Origin of the sequence: Capnocytophaga sp. oral taxon 326 str. F0382, assembly GCF_000318295.1 — a bacterium.
Lineage (GTDB): Bacteria > Bacteroidota > Bacteroidia > Flavobacteriales > Flavobacteriaceae > Capnocytophaga > Capnocytophaga periodontitidis.
This window is the reverse complement of sequence record NZ_KB291363.1, coordinates 19,139-22,466: the sequence shown is the minus strand read 5'-3', so window position 1 is coordinate 22,466 and position 3,328 is coordinate 19,139. Positions and strand designations below refer to the sequence as shown.

Here is a 3,328-nt window from a genome sequence, read left to right as displayed (position 1 = left end):
ATGAAGCTACAAAAATGATTTTAGAATTTTATGATAAGTACATCAGACAGCAAGATAAAATGCCTTGTCTTGATAACAGGGAGTTTTGCGAAGAAGAATTAAGGAAAATAGAAAGGGAGTTTCTATCAAATAAATTGATAAAAAAAATAAAACCTATTACTGAATATAGAGATATGGATCCTATTGTAAATGCCCAAGATATCTTCATAGAATGGTTGGACTCTATTAAGGTAAAGAAGATAAATTCAAAAAGATATAATGTGTATCTTTTTGACTTTTATGAAAACAGATATGATAGCATACAATTAAAAGTAGCTAAAAAGAAGGACAAGTATATTATTGATGATATTATTTTTTAGAAAGAGATTTACAGCCGTTTTGTCTCACATCTCTTTCAGGCTGATGTTACTATCCACTACAACAAAGCCTCCTTTATGGAGGCTATCCAGCTTGCCAATACCAAAATAGACGAGATACGCACGGAGTTCAGCCGCAGGCTCTTAGAGCAGTCCTCTGAGTTTAAAGAGCGCCTTGCCAAGCGGTATAACGAAACCTTTAACTGCTTTGTACGCCCACAGTACAACGGCGCACATCAAGACTTCCCTGGTCTTTATCGTGAGTCGTTCGGCACAGGGGTCAATGCACAGAAAAAAACCGTTGCTGTACATCACTTGGATACCCCTTGGCGTCCCAGCGACTTGCAACAAAGGGACGGATGTGCCATTCGCAAAGGCAATGAAGTGGCCAAATATTTTGCTAATAATAAGGTGGATGTGATTATCTATGCCGTTCAAAAATCTTTGGACTCATACAAGTTCAATGTCCTGTTTAACAAACAGCTTTTATCGATCAGCTTAAGAAAAGTTGGGCAAACACACCATTGATGAGGGAGCTATGGACGAAAAATCGGGAATAAAGAACAACAAAAGATCGCTGATATCCAAAAAGACCTACCTGTACTTCAAGAAATCCTCTCTGGCAGTTGGAATAAAGAAGCTGAACTTACCCAGCTTAAAACTGACCTTGCAGCTATCGACCGAAGGATACTCTTGTCCATTACTCCTGAGAGTAGTGGTGCTGAGGAAGGGGAGTCTGTAGAGCAGGGGGAACAAGAGTCTCAAGAGCAGCATAACACTCCTGAAAAGCAGGAAGTAAAATCAGGGGTGAAATTCAGGATGTAGTACCCTACATTACCTATATAACGCCTATATACGCCTATATACGTAATTCACGTATATAGGCTAGCTATAGGGCATTAAGAGGTAAGCTAAGTTGGGTTATAAACTCAACCTACAAACTTTTACTAACACTAAATTGGTAAAGTATTAGTCGTATTATTGTAAAAACGCACTAAAAAGATAAAAAGACAAAAGTATCTAAACATTTTATATCTATATGATTATCAGTAGATAACAAAGTCTGTAAAAATATTTTGAAAAAACCTTGTCTTTTATTTTGTGATGTAGAATATTTTTAGTAATATTGCACGCAAATTTATCAATTTTTCCTGTTTTTATGAAGAAAAGTTTGCTTAAATATCTACCCAAACTCGATACCACAGTCTTTCTCACCTTTGGCGGGATACTTTTGCTCGGGCTCATAATCTTAATATACCAACTCAATCACCGCACCGACTGCACTGAGGCTAAGTATGTTGTTCACGCAGAAGCCTTCATCACCGACAATCTCATTGAGTTTATCGATAACACCAAAGGAGCTTCCTCTTGGCAGTGGGACTTCGGTGATGGCACTCCCAAAGACTACAACCAAAACGCACTTCACTCTTACAACAAAGCAGGACAATATATCGTTACCCTTACTATCAACAACACTTGCAGTTTTCAAAAAATAGTAACTATCACAGACCCTGATGCCGATTCAGGCTATCTGCCTGTTATCATCGCCCCCAATGTAGCCTTTGAGGGGGATACCATCAAGTTTAACGCCCGCAAAGAAGGTGGCATTTCTTTTGAGTGGAGCTTTGGCGAGGGTGCTGGTACTGATGCCCTTGGTGAAAAAGTTACTTATAGCTTTAAAACCACTGGCAAAAAGACCGTTTCCTTGATTGTCAATGGCGATATAGAGCATATCGCCACTAAAACCATCTACATTGCCCCTAAACATATTGCTGCTAAAAAGAAAAGTGATGTATCCTCTTACGAATTTGAAAAACCTCATTCTGACTTTGAGTTGCCTCGTGGCAAGGCTCAAAAAGACCCTTTGGTAGATTTTATTGGACACCTACCTGTAACCCCTGCACCCCAAAAGGAGAAAGACAGCATTCCTTCCCCTAAAAAAGCACCAGATATCTCAGTAGAGCAGTTCCAACTTTTACTGGGTCAAGTAGCCGCACAATCTAAGACAAAAGACGATTTTAAAGAGTATCTCTGTGGTAATTTTAGCACTCCTGTGGTAGTAAACGACCAAAAACTCGTCCCCTTTGAACAGCTTTGTAGGGATATTGCAGGTAAAAAGATTAAAATCTCCACAATGCGCCTACAAAAAGATACTAAAAACTGCATTCAGAATATCCATATCTACTATAAAGTCAAAAAATGGGGCGTATGGATAAAGGAATAAAAATCAAACTACTAAAAATACAGCAAAATGGCACAGAAACATTTAGTATGTCAAGGGGCAACCTGCCAATGTCAATTTGGCAATGCTCCCGATAAGTTAAAGGTACTTACACAGACCAAGGCATTCATCAATGAGGAAGAGCCACAAGAGAAATTGGTAGCTACAACTGCGGATATAGGAGCTACTTTTGAGAAAAACACCTTTGGACTATGTCAGATGCAACCACTACCAGGTGGGGGCTATAAACCCTGTCAGGCAATGGTAACTCAGTGGAGCGGTGCTTATGAGAACGTTACCTATGAGGAAAACAATGGGCACCCTCTTTTAGAGGACAGCAAAGCCACCTGCCCCATAGGCGGCAAAGACTGCATCAGCATCATCAATCACGGACAAGTCTCTGAGATAACTAAGGTGAATATAATCAATGCCAATCCTGCAAAGATTACAATGATAAACCCCTTTGTGAATTTCCATAAACTCAGAAAAGAGATACTTACAAAACCTGATATTATAGAAGCCTATTTCACAGACTTACAAGGTAATAAAATAGACTTGGGAGAAGATGAACAAGAGGTTTACTTAGTAATTGAAGGCGAAAACCTATCAGGATTAACATTGGATTTTAACCTCAACAATAAAGATCTTGACTTCAAATATAAGGACAACATCTTAGAAAATGACACATTAAAAGATTACACCTTTACAAATGACACTCAAGAACAAATACCGCTAACCGTTATAAACACTA

At 38.8% G+C, this 3,328-nt stretch carries 3 protein-coding genes and 1 pseudogene; all 4 read left to right on the top strand.

Translation table 11 applies throughout. From position 1 onward, the window contains the following. Window positions 1-359, top strand: a 359-nt coding sequence (locus HMPREF9073_RS01565) for a DUF3828 domain-containing protein (protein WP_009412224.1), incomplete at its 5' end; no start/stop codon positions are given. Window positions 360-617: 258 nt separating this feature from the next. Continuing rightward, window positions 618-915 (top strand): annotated as a pseudogene (locus HMPREF9073_RS15385) (helicase); the annotation flags it as partial. A gap of 600 nt (window positions 916-1,515) precedes the next feature. Continuing rightward, window positions 1,516-2,580 carry a PKD domain-containing protein gene (locus HMPREF9073_RS01555; RefSeq protein WP_009412221.1) on the top strand — a complete coding sequence of 355 codons (1,065 nt, stop codon included), beginning with the start codon at window positions 1,516-1,518 and terminating at the stop codon, window positions 2,578-2,580. Between the two features lie 27 nt (window positions 2,581-2,607). After that, the coding region (locus HMPREF9073_RS15210) for a DUF4280 domain-containing protein (protein ID WP_009412220.1) at window positions 2,608-3,328 on the top strand (721 nt) is incomplete at its 3' end.